We start from the raw sequence: 13,413 nt of genomic DNA on the forward strand, positions 1-13,413 counted from the left end.
GCCGCCCAGGCTTCTTTTTTGCGCGCCCTGCCGGGCGCACAAAAAAGAAGGGGAAGCCTTGACGGCTTCCCCTTCACTGAGTTCAGATTGTCGATCGGCTGGGTTCAGTTGTCCTTGAACACCTCGTCAACGTTCTTGGCGTCCAGGATTCGTTCGGCCCGGAGATCGAGTTGTTTAGGCTTTGCTTTGCGGAGGCGTTCTTGTCTCCATTGTCCTAAAAAACGTCAGGATGATTGCGCCTTATCGCAAAGAAAGTGATCGCAGAATAGGCCATGAACTGTTTCAAAAAATTCAGGCCATAAAGAACCGAAACTGCCGACAATCAAGGACGTGTTTAGCGTGTAGACTTTGTCGAATCGAATCCAGCTGGGCTTTGGTAAGTGGCCCTCAGATAAATGTTCTGGAATAAGGGTGAAAGCCTTCTCGTGAGTTGCTTTGGAGGTGATAGCCAGGGAGGCAAAATCCCCTCGCGCGTCTGGTTGGTGTAAAACAAGCACTGGCCTCTTTTTCGAGCGGAATGATCAGAGAATGGAAAGGGCAGTAGAACGATTTCACCTGGTCGGTACTTCATTCCATGCCTCGTCCTCTTCATTGTTCCAAAGAGCGCAAGTGCTTGATTCCTGGGCCGGGACTAGGTCGTTTTCGTGGTTTTCACTCATTCTTTTTTGAAGAAAGAGCATGAAATCCAGCACTGTTGGAAGGGCGCTTCGAGGAAGCCTGTTGGCTTCTTGGCATATCTGTTCAGCAGTAACCATATGCGTCTCCTAATCTTCTTTTTGGAGAAATCATAATGAAAATACGCAATCAAGACAATGAGATGGTCAACGTATCCAGTTGAACATGCTTGAGAACCTTGGCCGGAAGGTAGTTGGCCGGGAAGTCGACGGCGACCTCCTGGTGGCTCATGGCTTCCCGGAAGAAGGTGTCGTGCTTTTTGTTGATCTCGCTCATAGCTGCGGATCGTAAGGGATAGGGTGGGGCAGGGCAAGGCTTGTCGATCAGGGCTACCCGCCAACTGCATCTACCAACCTCTTCATCGAAAACACCCACTCCACCCCGCCAACCGGGGTAAACTTTCGTTCATGGGAGCATTAGGTGTTTGTTCTCGCAGAGTTGTTGCTCGTCTAGTGCCTGAAATACAAGGATTTTATAGCCGCCCGCTTCGTTAGACCATCCAGGACGAACAAGACAGACGGAAGAACGTTTCAGCCCATTAACAAAACAATGGGCTGAATCAGTTGCCTGCGCCTGCGGCGCGAAGTGTTTTTCTCCAGCCAAGTCGGCTGGGGAAAAGTCCTTCTTTGTCTGCCTTTCCCGTCTGTGGCCAAAACTCAGAAAAAAGGACAAACTCCTAATGCTCCCCCCGTTCCTTATGAGGATTTTGGCCGCTGGGTTGCCGTGTTACTCACTGATCAATAGACTTCATCGTGCTTTCCCACATCGATCAACGCAATCAACTGGTCACCTGTTTGCGGGTCTTTGTCGAAAGCAAAGACGATTCGGCAATCATGCTCTACCCTGCATGCCCAGAGTCCATCCAACTTGCCGTACAATTTATGCGATCTCAGCCTAGAGTCGAAAGGTTCTTTGCAGAGAAATTCAAGCATATCGTGGTTTTTTTGTTCAAGATGCGGGTTGCTTCGCACAGCCTTCTTATAGCCGCGCTTGAAGCTTTGCGACCAGGCGAGCTTATACATCGCTGTTTTGGAGTTCTCTTTTCAGGTCATCCAAAGTACCAAAACTCGCTTTTCCTTCCCTGACGGCCTTGAGTGTTTCCTGGGCATTGGCAGCGATTTGCTCTCTTCTGTCCCCAGCCATGCGCCTTCTCAAAATATCCAGGAGGTCTTCCCTATCTTCTAATGGAAGGGTCTCAACGGAAAATATGGCTTTTTGAAATGGTGAGGCTATTTGTGCGTCCATAGTCTTTCTCTCTGATTGTTTGGTTATGTGTACGATGGATGTGCTGATGAACGGTGCTCATCAAAGTATTTCCGCAAGGCTTTATTGACTGCTTCAGAATCAGGGAAAAACTTGAGTAGGTCGGGCTCGATATATACCGAATTCGTCCCTTCTTCATGGTATCTCTTGGCATACTTGCCGCGATCTCCGGATTTGATGAGTTCAGCTGATATTCGGGACGTAATGTATTATCCATTGCATGCCGCGTTTACTTGCTATTCGTGTCGGCCGGGAAGTCGACGGCGACCTCCTTGTGGCTCATGGCTTCCCGGAAGAAGGTGTCGTGGATGTTGTTGATTTCGCACATGGGGTGGATCATAGGGCAGGGGGTGACGCAAGGCAAGACTTGCCGATCAGGGTTGCCGATCAGGGCTACCCACCCACGCGGCACCAGCCGCAAGGCGTTTCATCGAGTTCGTTCCCTCCACCCCCACCAACCGGAGTAAATCTTCGCTCGTCCTTGGAATCCAGCAGGTGCTTGATGGGATCATTAGCACTACAGCGAAACTTCATACTTTGATCAGCAAGACGCCCTGATTGTGGCCCACGGAACACACGGAAAGGCACGGAAAACCTGGGAACGAGGGCATTGCCCTCGTCATTTTCAAGAGCTTCTGCAAAGTTTCGCTGTAGTGTTAGGAGTTTGTTCTTTTTCAGATTTTGTAACTACTCAGCACAGAGTAATTCTGATGCCGGGGTCGGAATCGGGATCGGGATCGGGATCGAAAACGTTGCGATGCGTTCAAAAATCTTCCTGTTCCGACTCCGTTATCGATAGCGAGGCGCCGACTCCGACCCCGGTTGCCGGAGCAAGAGCGGACACAAAATGTGATGAGTAGTTACCAGATTTTTATGCCACATAGAGGAAAGGTGCACCCGGTTAAATCCAGCGTTGCTGGCACGCGAAGCGTATTTAACCGGGCAAGGACAAAGTAGGTTTTTTCTCCAGCCGACTTGCCTGGCGAAAAATTCTTACGTCTGCCTTGTTCGTCCTGCATGGTTTAGCGAAGCTGGTAATTAAAAACTATGTATTTCAGGTTGTTAGGTGTTCAATGGCCTTGGCGGGCAATCACCAATTTCTCCCGTGCCTGATTGGAGGAGGAATAGAGCAACGGATCAATTTCATGTTGTTGAGGATGTTGCCTTTAAAAAAGAAATCGGCTAAGTGCATAATCAAGAAAAAAATGAGTTAGAATTCAATGATGCTGAACTGTCCGACAGCAGTAAAAATGCTCAACACAGGCTTAAACGGAGACCCTATGCTTACCAGGATCAATCCCTGTGCATCTCCATCAATCATGACCCATCAACCATCAACAGGTTATCTCTCCATCTTCTCGCTTCTGCTCTTCGCGGGGCTGGCGCTTTTTTCTGTGCCGGCCTTGGCCTCGGCAATCCCTGTCAGCGAGCGGCTGGTGAGCATTGAGGTGCAGGACCAGAGTTTTAATCAGGTTCTGGACGCCATTGCGCGGCAAGTGGACGTGAACATCAACTTTATCGGTCAGGAACCACCCGGTAAGAGGGACGTCAGCCTTAAGGAGGTGCCTATTGGACGAACCATGAATCGTGTAATGCGGCTTTTTGGGGTGGAGAACCACGCGGTATCTTATCATGCCGAGACCAACACTCTCATGGTGGCCAACCTCAAATCATCGCCTATGGTCGCGGCTTTGTTCTTGGATAATGTCCGGTCAGGACATGATGAGGGACATGGCACGGAACCACTTAACGAAGCACAGCTAGAGCAGTTGCGAGAGCATAATCTTCTTATACTGGCTGAGATGGAAGAAAGCGTGCGGCCATTGACTCCTCACCAAATCAGCCAGTTAAGAGAGCAAAGCGAAGCGAGTGGGGATGAAGTGGATCAACCTTTGACCGAAGATCAGGTTCGGCGTTTACGCGAGCAGAGTGAGTTAGTTGAGGCACAAGATGAGTTGGCTAGCCAGCCTCTAACGACTGAGCAAATAGAACGTCTGCGCCAGCTGAGCGAGATGATTCAGGAAGAGGATGAGTTGGCTAGCCGGCCTTTAACAAATGATCAGATTCAGCAACTACGTGAGCAGAGTAGGGAATAAGACAGGGGAGCTTCTTTGCGTTGGCGAAATACTATATAACTGTCCTTAACCTATTAACATGGCGTGCGGAATATTTTTGTTGTCATTTTTAAACCAATGGAGGATTTTTCATGAGAACCGCTAGAATTAGCATGATTTTAATGGTTTTTTTATTTTCTGGTATATGTTTGAGCATCCCACAAAAGGCAGATGCAGCTGAACTGTGGGTTTCCGTATCGATTGTCCGGATAAACCAAACCGCTTCAAGATTGGCCTTTTGGGGGGATGAAATCAACAATACATTTAGTAATAAAGCATTTTGGATCGATTCTAGCCATCCAAAGCAGAAAGAGTTTTTGGCTATTCTCTTGACTGCAATTTCTACTGGTGAAAATTTGCGCATTCGGTGGAATTCAACTACTGATGAAGTTACTGTTATCGGCACATTTCCAAGTTAGTTTTGCAAGAATTTTAAAGAATTAATCGAGCCTGAAAAAGTCATTATTTTCCTTCGCAATGTACTGTATTCTGGCGTATATGACTTTTTCAGGCTCGAAAAAACAGACTTTTATTTTTTTACGGGCTGCTAGTAGTTTCTTTACGTCTTCCTCGTAACCCGTTGCACCATTCGGTAGACCCTTTCGCAGTTTTTCTCATCCCGATATTGAAAGAAAGAAACGGCGTTTTGCCGTTGCTCGGTGTTCAGTTTAAAATCGCGGTTAGCTAGCTCTTCCAGGGCCGTTGTGAGCTGTTTTTCATCCCTGGCCACGGCGGCGAAACGCATATCCTCCTCCCTAGTGCTGAACCCGTGCAGGCAACGTTCGGCCAGAAATGCGTCTATATCGAACTGATAGAGGAGCACGGGCCGCTGCATGTAGGCCATGTCCCACATGATGCTGGAATAGTCGGTGATCAAAACACAGGCTTGCTGCAACACATTGCGCAAGGGAACAGCGTCGTCACTGTATTCGATTATGATGCGTTGTGAGGCGAATCCGGCAAAATGATTGGCATGCTCCTTCATCCGGAAGTGGAAGCGCACCCTCAGGCGTAGGTCCTGTTCGCACAGTAAAACGTCAAGGTCGGGGTGTGACAGGAAGGACCGGATGCGCCGGAAATAGAAGGACTCAATAAATTCCTCGGGGGCCATCCGGTCCAGCCGTTTGCGCCAGGTCAGGGCGAACAGGACCTCACGGTCCGCTTTTTGGCCAAGTAGCTCGTCAAAGCGGGGGAGCCCCGTAATCATGATCCGCCCTGGATCCCGAATCATCCAATCCCTGATTTTTTGCGTCTTTTCCAGTTCAGATACAGCGATGATCTTGTCGAATCTGTTGGCGACAGAGCGTAAATAGACACCAGGTCCGTATAAAGTTACGCCGTGGGTCAAAAAAATGGTTTGCACACCAGGCAGGGCGAACCGAAGAACTGGGTAATCGCAGATGTCGTCCTCCTTGTTCGTGAATAAAAACACGTTGGCCAAGCAGAGCAGGCGCACATAGGACCAAGTGTTTTTGCGCACAGCCCGGGCAGGGTCAGGGAAATCCGCCGGCAATCGCACGTCTTTGTTCAAGATGTAATAAATATCCGTATGTTTTTTTTCAGCCAAGCAGTACTTGAAAAAAACATAGCCGTTCTCCTCGCAGCCGTTGCCTTCGCGCTCCGCCACCAGCCAGACTCTTTTCTTTGTGCAACAACGGAGTAATATTCTGAGAAACAGCAAAAGCATTATTAAGGTAATCCGCCGCAAATATGTGGAAAATATCCTTTTCCAAGAATTTTCGGCAATCTTCGCATAGCTTCTGGAAAATGTGTTTTTCACCTTTTTCCCGGCCCGGTACGTGCCCAGACACAAATCGTGCAGGTAAGGACGCCGCATCCATTCCTTGCAATGATTCTCATACCGCGAGAGCGCTTTATCCTCGGGGGAAGTTTTGAGGGGGGGCTTTACATTCAGAACGCACTTCATGCCCTGTCTGCATGAGTCAAGAGCATCCATGTACAGTATATGACATACACGGTCATTGTGCTCCAACTGGGAAAAAAAATCTTTCACTGCAACGAGATTGTTTCTGGAATGTAGCACCGCTGCTGCATGCCGGAAATATCCTGCCCGGATCATCAGAAAGGGTAATATGAAATTTTCGGCATGCCTCACGATTAATTGCACATTGATGTTTTCAAGTAATAACCGCAGTTCGCGATAATACACGGCATCGGCATCGGGAAAAAATGATGACCGCACGAAAAACCGCATGAACCTGATTACGGTTCGTTCTTCCAGCAGCGCAAGCAGGGTCGGATTATTTTGCCGCTGGTATTCCTCCAGGCAGGCGCGATAGATTCCGGCACACTGGATGATCCGGTCCGGGGAAAAGGTTTGCGTGCCTGACGGCGCGCTGCCGCGTTCTCGGCCGCGATACTCATGAATGATTTCCGGTAGGATGGCGACGCGTTCAGCCATTAGCGACGCCTTGTAGCTGAAAAATACATCCTCGCAGTAACTGTTCTCCGGGAAGCTGATATTATGCTTTTGCAGAAACGACCGGCGATAGAGTTTGTTGCAGGTGCTGGGATCGGCCAAAAGCAGTGGGAAGTCGTGGATCGTGGTGCAAGGCGTCTCAATGCGGTAAGCAGAATATCCTTCGTTGATCCATTTTTTTTTGGTGCTGAAGGACTGGGCCATGCCGACCACGAAATCGGACCGGTGTTCATGAGCGTAGGCATGAAACCGGGTCAATGTATGGCGGTACAGGCGATCATCCGAATCCAGAAACAGTACAAACTTCCCGATTGCCCGGGCCAAACCGGTGTTTCTGGCCTTGCCTTGGCGGCCATGGGTCTGGAGCAGGGCGGTGATATTGGAGTGCTTGGCGGCATAGGCTTGCATGATGTCTCGGCTGTTGTCAGTGCTTTCGTCGTCCACCAGGATGATTTCCAGTTTCAGGGAAGGCACTGCCAGGACCGAATCAATGCATTCGGGCAGCCATTCGGCTGTGTTGTAGACGGGAATGATGACGGAGATGTCCATTGTAGTGTTGCTTTTTACCATGGAGAGCAGTGGGGTATGGAGGAGGGCTGCGGCTTGGAAAAAGTTCAAACCGTGGAACCGCCCGCTCCTGTTGGTCGCACAGGACGCTAATGTCGCCAAGGAAATAAATCTTGGAAAGCAGTGAAGAAAGCTGTTTTCCAAAGGGATTGCCTAAAACCGCGATGCCGGAATCTCTTCTTGGCGCACCCTTTGCTTGTGCGTAGCGAGCGGTTCGCGATAACCCTATTCATATTACAGGTTATCACTGTGTTGTTCCAGCCATTTTTCAGGATCTTGGCAAAAAACTTCATAAGCATTCAGCACGTTGTCCGGATTGTCATCCATGAGCAACCGGCCCTGTTCCAGCCAGAGCGCGCGGGAGCAGAGATTCTTGATTTGCTCAGGGCTGTGGGAGACAAGCAGCACGCTTTTGGCTTTTTCACGCATGGCGGACATCCGCGCGGCGGCCTTGGTCTGGAAGGCCTTGTCGCCCACGGACATGGTCTCATCCAGGATCAAAATTTCCGGGTCCACGGCCGTGGCCACGGCAAAGCCGAGCCGGCTTTTCATCCCGCTGGAGTAGGTGCGCACGGGCTGGTCCATGAACTCGCCCAGTTCAGCAAAGGCCTCGATCTCGGGCAGCAGGATCTTGGTCCTGGCCCGGCTCAACCCCAGCAGGCTGGCGCTGACATAAACATTGTCCCGGCCGCTCAGTTCAGGCTTGAACCCCACGCCCAGGGCCAGTAGCTGGACCCGGCCCCACACGTCCACGCGGCCTTCGTCAGGCTGATAAACGCCGCAGCAGAGCATGGCCAGGGTACTCTTGCCGGAGCCGTTGCGGCCGATCAGGGCGATGGTTTCGCCTTCATGCAGGGCAAAGGAGACGTTGCGCAAGGCCCAGAACGATGCGGCCGGTCTGCGGCGGGCATCCCGGAAAAACCATGTTCCGCGTTTACGCGGAAAAAACAGGCCGACGTTGTCAAAAACAAGGACGGCAGAGTGCGCGTCTGTCGGGGGCGAAGCGGCCCGGACCTGCTCTATGGCCGGCGGGTGCGGATCCGGCAGGAGCTGGACATCTTGAGACCGGGACAAATCATCTCGGCTGATGGCCACAGTCTCGGCCGGGACGCGGTCAGCCAGCGGCTGCTCAAGCAGCGCCTCCGGCACCGGTTCAGTCAAGGGCATCGGTTCTTCTCTGTCCTCTTCGCGCAGCCACGCTTCCACCATTCCGGCAACCCTGTCCGGCACGTTGTGGAGCGCATAGACCTGGGGCGCGTGCAGCCCCTCCAGGGTCGGCAAGAAATGCTCCTTTTTCTGTGTACCTGACTCCAGGTCAAACTCCACCAGCCGCGGCATAATCTGGGTCGGTGCAACCTTGGCGGGATGGCAGACGCCGTAGATCAAGTGCTGCTCGTGGGCAGCCATGCCCCGGACGTACTGCACGCTCTCCGGCCAGAGCTCAAAATCCAGGGCTGGAGCGATAGTGCGCGTGGCCGGGGCATCAGGTTCGCTGACCGGCCAGGGATACACAACGATCTCCCCGGCCTGGATGTTCGAGACGTACAAATGCCTGTCGTACAGGACTGTCCCGTGAGGGTTGAAGTTCATGCGCAAAAGCAATTTGCCGCTGTCCAAGGCTATGAGCGCGCCTTGATCTCCGTTGTTCAGATAAGACATGACCAGCACCGGCCCGTGCATCGGATCCTGGAACAGGTGCCGGACCACGCCGAAGGTAAAGGTTCTTTGCAGGGCTGCCTTGGAAGGCAGGGGGAACAGGTCCGGGGCGATCTCCCAGAAAAAACGGCGTTGGACCAACCGACCCTGCATATCGAACTGATCCAGGGCGCACTGCGCGTTAAAGGGCACGAAAACGCGATCCTGGGACTGGTCCGCGAACACCGTGTGCAGATTGGCCTGCCGCGACGGACCAAGTACCCATTCCGGCAGGATCACGGTTCGTTCCAGGGCGAACAGATCACGGCCTTGCGTGCACAGCCTGAAGACAAACATGGCGTTGGTAGCGACGGCATAGAGGTGGCTGCCGGTCCAGTGCAGGCCCCGCAGGTGGCAGTGGCGCACGGGTAGGCCAGTCATATCCACAAGCTGGACATGGCGAAGGGCAGGTCTGTCCAGATCCAGAAGGGCTAAACCGCCGGCGTTGTCTTTGCGGGAAAAGAGGCTGGTTAGAAAAAGTTGCATGGTAAGTATATGTCAGTTGTTCAAAAAAAATGCCATGGAGAGCAGGGAGTGCATATAGGAGAACCTGCAACCCGGAGAAGGTTCACCCCATGGGAACTCCGATCTTATTTTGTCGCTCAGAACCCTTGTCGCGCAAAGCCGTCAGAGATACTTGGGCGCCTTGGCCTCGAAGCGGTGAAAAAAACTCAGCCCCGCTTGCACCAGAACCAGGGAGGCAAGCAGGACCAGAGCGTAGCTCCGCAGATTAAACATCTGCCCGATGAAAAGCGCGTCACGGGCCGCGGTGATGACGTGCAGCATGGGGTTTAAGGCGTACAGAGTTTTTGCGAAATCCGGCAGCTTTTCCAGGGCGTATATCCGTTCCGGAGAGTAGAGCACCGGACTCATGTACAGGCCCAGGCGCATGGCATAGGGCAGCAGCTTGCCCGTATCAGGTAGGTAGACTTCGAGGATGGACAAAAACAGGCCCAAGCCGAAGGTCAACAATATCAACGGCGCGATCAAAAGCGGTGCGGCTAGGGTGTGCCACCCCAGGGCCTCATGATTCCAGACCGCAATGATGGACAAACCGATCAGAAAAAAGAAGGATTGGACAACTGGCGGAATCAGGACATAGAGATGCAGAGGCAAAGGGGTCTGGCGGATCAGGGAGGCATTGCCCGTGAGCGATTTGGCCCCGATGGTCACGGACCGGGAAAAGGCCTGCCAGCAGACCAGCCCGCAGAGCACGAAGATGTGGTAACCTGGTCCGCCGCGTTCAAATACGATTTTAACCACAAAGGTGTAGATGGCCATCAGGGCCAGTGGGTCGAGGATCCACCACAGTACGCCTAGTCGGGTTGTCGTGATCGTGGTCTTGATATTGACCATGAACTGGCTGCGCAGAGCATGGCGGTGGGTGTACAAATTCCGGAACAATTGGATCATGGGAAAAACCGGTAAGTATGCCTGCTCATACCTGTTGTTTTTGAATACCTTCTCCGGCCCTGGCCTTGCCCCGGCCTGTGAGTATGTCCCTGGCCAGCACGGCTAGGTAGTAAGGTGCGAGAATTGTATTTTTGCCTGGTTTGGTGAGCGCTTGCACGATTATGTGTCCCAGGCGGAAGGAATAAGAGTGCTTCAGGCGAAGGGTTTCATTTCTGGATTTTTCTAGCCTTTCCTGCATGGCCGCGACATGTTTCTGTTCCTTGGCCACTTTTTGCTTTTCCTGCTGCAGTTCTTCCTGCACCTGACGTAGGCTGACCGCCCGGACACGATTTTCTTTCAGCTCGTCGTGCAGATCTTTGAGCTGCTTCAGGTATTCGTTGTTTTGCAGGGTCAGGTTGTGCAGATCCTTTTCCAACTCTGAAACACTTTTGCTGTTTTTTTGTTGAGCTTGCCGACTAATACGCCGCTGGGCCTCCAGGTGCCAGCCCTTGAACCCGTCCATGGCCTTGCGGCATTCCTTGACCACGGCCATCAGTCGCTGACGGTCGAAGTCCGCTCCCCGACAATCCTTGAGAACGTCATAAAGCTTGAGCACGTATTCATTCTGAACCTCGTAGTCCTCGTACACGGCCCGGTTCAGGTTGGGCTTGATCACGTCCTTGAGTGCTTCCTTAGCGTTTCCTGAAAAGTATTGATCCAAGCCCGTATAGCGCAAAAGCTCCTGGGCCTGCTCCATTGGCCGGGTGAACCAATCCTCATAGTGGACGATGAAGCAGTCCGCGGCGGTGTGGTGCAGGGCGTCGGTTGTTCGTTGAAGCCACTGGAGTTCCGTGATTGCCTCCTCACGGTTGATCTGGCGTTTGAGCGAGGAGGCTACAGACGCAGGAGCGCGAGCCGCTAGGATATAGACAGGCACCGTGCCGGGCGAGTTGAGTATCCTGTTCCAAAGGGGCAGGAACGTAACCGTCCTGGGATCCTTGAAGCCCCAGATTGTGTTAGCATCTGACAGTCTGCTTTCCAGCACTTTCCGGAGCCTTGGTCTGGCTTTTCTGGCCGGCTCTGCTTCCAGCCAGCCTTCAGGCAAAGGCAGGGTCGGCAATGATCCCAAATCAACCAGAAGCTGCTTATGAATTTCGACAATCTCGGCATCCTCGAAAAAGCCTTCGGGGTTGGCTACGCTTGCGGGGATCATGTTCTCGGACAAGCGCATGCCCATGGCCCCAAGCGCTTTCATAAGTAGGGAGGTTCCTGAGCGGCCGGGGCTGAGGACGACGATTACGCGTTTTGTTTGTTCATCCGTCATTTTTCTGTGCATATTCCTATACAAGAGTGTTGAAATTCAAAATTCGAAGCAATTCCAAATACTAAAATCATTTTTTCACCATGGAGAGCGTATAGGGGGCTGCGGCCCAAAAACCAATCTATTCTCCCTGTCTCTCCCTGTTTTCCATGGTGAGCATTCCTATTTTTGACTCAAGAAATACTCAATGGTCCTCTCAATCCCGTCCTCCAGTTCCACCTCCGGCTCCCAGCCCAACATTCTTTTAGCCTTGGACGTGTCCGCGAAGTTGCGCTTCACGTCACCCAACCTAGGTTGGGTGTGTTTGATGGTCATCTTGATCCCCCGCCTGCCCAAGGCCTGGGCGATCATTTCGGCCACCTCGCCCACGGTCCGCTCCAGGCCCGTGGCGATTTGGAAGGTCTCTCCGCCAAAGTCCTTGTCCATGGCCAGGACGAGGGCCCGAACCAAGTCGTCGATGTACAGAAAATCCCTGGTCTGGGTGCCGTCGCCGAATATCTCGCAAACCTCACCGTTCAAGGCTTGGCGGATGAACTTGGCCACCACGCTGGATTTGTGCTTGGACCTTGGGCCGTACACATTGCCAAATCGCAAGCAAACAGTTTCAATGCCAAAGGTCCGGAAATAGGCTGAACAGTATCCTTCCCCAGCAAGCTTACTGGCCCCGTAGGGTGAAACAGGATGCGGGGGCAACTCTTCGTGAATGGGCGGCTCCACCTCGCCGGCCGGTGCTCCGGACGAGGCAAAGATAAACTTCTTCACGCCATTGAGCCGGGCCGCCTCGAGCATGTTCAGAGTGCCGAGGACATTGCATTCCATGTCCAGGCGTGGATTTTCCACGGAGGGGCCAACGCCGGTGTTGGCCGCCAGATGCACGACGCAGTCCACGCCCTGAGCGTAGTACATGGTCGTGTCCTGGTCCCGGATGTCGTCTTGAATTAAAGTCACTCCGCGTTTGAGATGGCAATCGACAGAAGTGGCTGTTCCAAAACGGGTGATCTCGGATAAGTCGCAGGGAGTGCCTGTTACAAGGTTGTCCAGGACGCGAATGGTGGGATTGGAATGGCTGTGCAATAAACGATGTATCAGGGAGGTCCCGATAAAACCGCACCCGCCAGTGATTAATAAATTGAGTAAGTTCATTGTCTTGTCCTATTAATAATTGTCAATATTTTAAAGATTTTTCTCTAAAAAAAAATTCTAAATCATGAACATCTTTTCTTTCAAGAAAAGGATGGCTAATATTGGGTTTGGCTAACACCTTTTCTTTATCATATCCTGCTTTATTAGAATCTTTCAAGTGTAATCGTTGAGTTTTGCTGCCATATAGATGACAACTATTATAATTCCAATAATTTTCCTTTCCTTCAAAATAAGGTATACCTAATTCTTCGCAAAGAATTATTGTCATGTTGCGAGGGGCTAATATAAGATCTTCTGAATTGATTATGGTATAAGGATAATGATTGTCGATAATTTTATTTTTAATTAAGAAGTATCTAGATAAATTAGTTATTATATCCTTTTCTGATTTATTTCGTTTTAGATCAGATTGGAATATTTTAGCAAATGGTCTGAAGGAAATTAATACATGCAATTGATAATTATTGTTTAAGCATGATTGATTTGCAATAGTAAAGTTCCTGTATGATTTAGATGAATCTATAATAATGTCTGCTTGAGCTTTCTCGAATATTTCTTTATAGGCATCTTTGTACCCAACTTCATGATTGATTTCATTCCAAACTTTTCCATACAAACTATTTCTTGTTAACATAGGATTGCCATAATTTTTTTTGTTCATATCAAAAAAAGCATGAATTTCTCCAACATGAAAATATTTAAAAGGAGATTTATAATGTGCACCTAAAATACATCCCAAAAGCGTTGATCCTGAATGATTCGCCCCGGCAATAAATATTATTTTTTCTTTCATGATTCCTCCA

At 51.0% G+C, this 13,413-nt stretch carries 13 protein-coding genes and 1 pseudogene; 2 read left to right on the plus strand and 12 right to left on the minus strand.

From position 1 onward, the window contains the following. Positions 1-224: 224 nt before the first annotated feature. From C6366_RS20735 to C6366_RS13995, 5 genes are all read right to left on the minus strand, one after another. Positions 225-497 (minus strand): transcriptional regulator, encoded by a 273-nt coding sequence (locus C6366_RS20735; RefSeq protein WP_107738937.1) that lies wholly within the window; start codon positions 495-497, stop codon positions 225-227. 54 nt (positions 498-551) lie between these two features. Then, positions 552-755, minus strand: coding sequence for a hypothetical protein (locus tag C6366_RS13980; RefSeq protein ID WP_107738939.1), 204 nt, complete (start codon positions 753-755; stop codon positions 552-554). A gap of 49 nt (positions 756-804) precedes the next feature. Next, positions 805-951 carry an Rpn family recombination-promoting nuclease/putative transposase gene (locus C6366_RS13985; RefSeq protein WP_107738941.1) on the minus strand — a complete coding sequence of 49 codons (147 nt, stop codon included), beginning with the start codon at positions 949-951 and terminating at the stop codon, positions 805-807. Between the two features lie 461 nt (positions 952-1,412). Next, positions 1,413-1,697 carry a type II toxin-antitoxin system mRNA interferase toxin, RelE/StbE family gene (locus C6366_RS13990; RefSeq protein WP_107738943.1) on the minus strand — a complete coding sequence of 95 codons (285 nt, stop codon included), beginning with the start codon at positions 1,695-1,697 and terminating at the stop codon, positions 1,413-1,415. Next, on the minus strand, positions 1,690-1,920 hold the full coding sequence (locus C6366_RS13995; RefSeq protein ID WP_107738945.1) for a hypothetical protein: 231 nt from the start codon (positions 1,918-1,920) through the stop codon (positions 1,690-1,692). Before C6366_RS13995 ends, C6366_RS13990 begins: the two co-directional genes overlap by 8 nt. Positions 1,921-3,158: 1,238 nt before the next feature. On the opposite strand from C6366_RS13995, the gene C6366_RS14005 reads away from it, so the two are divergent. Further along, positions 3,159-4,034 (plus strand): hypothetical protein, encoded by an 876-nt coding sequence (locus C6366_RS14005; RefSeq protein ID WP_146164863.1) that lies wholly within the window; start codon positions 3,159-3,161, stop codon positions 4,032-4,034. A gap of 110 nt (positions 4,035-4,144) precedes the next feature. Beyond that, positions 4,145-4,471, plus strand: a complete 327-nt coding sequence (locus C6366_RS19350; RefSeq protein ID WP_146164864.1) for a hypothetical protein — start codon at positions 4,145-4,147, stop codon at positions 4,469-4,471. 140 nt (positions 4,472-4,611) lie between these two features. Here C6366_RS19350 and C6366_RS14010 read toward each other — a convergent pair whose 3' ends face one another. The 7 genes and pseudogenes from C6366_RS14010 to C6366_RS19355 all read right to left on the minus strand — a co-directional run bounded on the left by C6366_RS14010 (position 4,612) and on the right by C6366_RS19355 (position 13,403). Continuing rightward, the gene (locus C6366_RS14010) at positions 4,612-6,474 is read right to left on the minus strand and encodes a CDP-glycerol glycerophosphotransferase family protein (protein WP_233248502.1); all 1,863 of its coding nucleotides are present in this window, start codon (positions 6,472-6,474) and stop codon (positions 4,612-4,614) included. Between the two features lie 33 nt (positions 6,475-6,507). Next, positions 6,508-7,062 (minus strand): annotated as a pseudogene (locus C6366_RS20740) (glycosyltransferase family 2 protein); the annotation flags it as partial. Between the two features lie 231 nt (positions 7,063-7,293). Continuing rightward, positions 7,294-9,240 (minus strand): ABC transporter ATP-binding protein, encoded by a 1,947-nt coding sequence (locus tag C6366_RS14015; RefSeq protein WP_107738951.1) that lies wholly within the window; start codon positions 9,238-9,240, stop codon positions 7,294-7,296. Positions 9,241-9,381: 141 nt separating this feature from the next. After that, positions 9,382-10,167, minus strand: a complete 786-nt coding sequence (locus tag C6366_RS14020) for an ABC transporter permease (protein WP_107738953.1) — start codon at positions 10,165-10,167, stop codon at positions 9,382-9,384. A 25-nt stretch (positions 10,168-10,192) separates the two neighbouring features. Next, complete coding sequence (locus C6366_RS14025; RefSeq protein ID WP_107738955.1) at positions 10,193-11,401, minus strand: sulfotransferase family protein; 1,209 nt, start codon at positions 11,399-11,401, stop codon at positions 10,193-10,195. A gap of 228 nt (positions 11,402-11,629) precedes the next feature. Beyond that, on the minus strand, positions 11,630-12,610 hold the full coding sequence (locus C6366_RS14030; protein WP_107738957.1) for an NAD-dependent epimerase/dehydratase family protein: 981 nt from the start codon (positions 12,608-12,610) through the stop codon (positions 11,630-11,632). A 22-nt stretch (positions 12,611-12,632) separates the two neighbouring features. Beyond that, positions 12,633-13,403, minus strand: a complete 771-nt coding sequence (locus tag C6366_RS19355) for a hypothetical protein (RefSeq protein ID WP_146164866.1) — start codon at positions 13,401-13,403, stop codon at positions 12,633-12,635. Positions 13,404-13,413 lie beyond the last annotated feature (10 nt).

This window comes from Desulfonatronum sp. SC1 (assembly GCF_003046795.1).
Taxonomy (GTDB): domain Bacteria; phylum Desulfobacterota; class Desulfovibrionia; order Desulfovibrionales; family Desulfonatronaceae; genus Desulfonatronum.

Coding starts and splice junctions, on each gene's coding strand:
- C6366_RS19355 (WP_146164866.1), bottom strand. CDS start 13,403: ATGAAAGAAAAAATAATATTTATTGCCGGGGCGAATCATTCAGGATCA.
- C6366_RS14030 (WP_107738957.1), bottom strand. CDS start 12,610: ATGAACTTACTCAATTTATTAATCACTGGCGGGTGCGGTTTTATCGGG.
- C6366_RS14005 (WP_146164863.1), top strand. CDS start 3,159: ATGATGCTGAACTGTCCGACAGCAGTAAAAATGCTCAACACAGGCTTA.
- C6366_RS14010 (WP_233248502.1), bottom strand. CDS start 6,474: ATGGCTGAACGCGTCGCCATCCTACCGGAAATCATTCATGAGTATCGC.
- C6366_RS14020 (WP_107738953.1), bottom strand. CDS start 10,167: ATGATCCAATTGTTCCGGAATTTGTACACCCACCGCCATGCTCTGCGC.
- C6366_RS13980 (WP_107738939.1), bottom strand. CDS start 755: ATGGTTACTGCTGAACAGATATGCCAAGAAGCCAACAGGCTTCCTCGA.
- C6366_RS13985 (WP_107738941.1), bottom strand. CDS start 951: ATGAGCGAGATCAACAAAAAGCACGACACCTTCTTCCGGGAAGCCATG.
- C6366_RS14025 (WP_107738955.1), bottom strand. CDS start 11,401: ATGAAAGCGCTTGGGGCCATGGGCATGCGCTTGTCCGAGAACATGATC.
- C6366_RS14015 (WP_107738951.1), bottom strand. CDS start 9,240: ATGCAACTTTTTCTAACCAGCCTCTTTTCCCGCAAAGACAACGCCGGC.
- C6366_RS13990 (WP_107738943.1), bottom strand. CDS start 1,697: ATGTATAAGCTCGCCTGGTCGCAAAGCTTCAAGCGCGGCTATAAGAAG.
- C6366_RS19350 (WP_146164864.1), top strand. CDS start 4,145: ATGAGAACCGCTAGAATTAGCATGATTTTAATGGTTTTTTTATTTTCT.
- C6366_RS13995 (WP_107738945.1), bottom strand. CDS start 1,920: ATGGACGCACAAATAGCCTCACCATTTCAAAAAGCCATATTTTCCGTT.